Here is a 507-nt window from a genome sequence, read left to right on the forward strand (position 1 = left end):
TGAAGCGTCCTGGTTTTCGTTCCGCTTATTGAACGCCTAACGTTTGAGCGCCTGATCGTTGATAGTAGGCGTCCTCCATCTCCTGTGGAGTGATATATCCCAGGGATTGATGAAGTCGCTGGTTGTTCCACCAGTGCACCCAGCGAAGAGTGGCGATCTCGATTTCACCGACCGATGCCCACGGCCGGTGGGGATAAATCAGCTCTGTTTTGTAGAGCCCGTTGACCGTTTCAGCCAACGCGTTGTCATAGGAGTCGCCAACGGTGCCGACAGACGGATCGATACCCGCCTGGGCGAGCGCTTCACCGTAACGGATCGACACATACTGGGAGCCGCGGTCACTGTGGTGGACAAGCCCTTCTGAGCGAAGATCACCAGCGTGATACAGGGCGTGCTCAAAGGCCTCCAGCGGCAGTTCATCGGTACGCATGCTCGCCCGAGTTGCGACACCGACGATCTTTCTGGAGTACACATCGGTGATAAACGCGGTGTAGGCAAAACCAGACA

General features: G+C 56.4%; 1 protein-coding gene. It reads right to left on the reverse strand.

Annotation, left to right across the window (positions count from 1 at the left end; translation table 11 throughout):
* Positions 1 to 25 precede the first annotated feature (25 nt).
* The coding region (locus tag QP994_RS11095) for an integrase core domain-containing protein (protein ID WP_284866839.1) at positions 26 to 507 on the reverse strand (482 nt) is incomplete at its 5' end.

Source organism: Corynebacterium sp. MSK044, from assembly GCF_030232825.1.
Taxonomy (GTDB): Bacteria; Actinomycetota; Actinomycetes; order Mycobacteriales; family Mycobacteriaceae; genus Corynebacterium.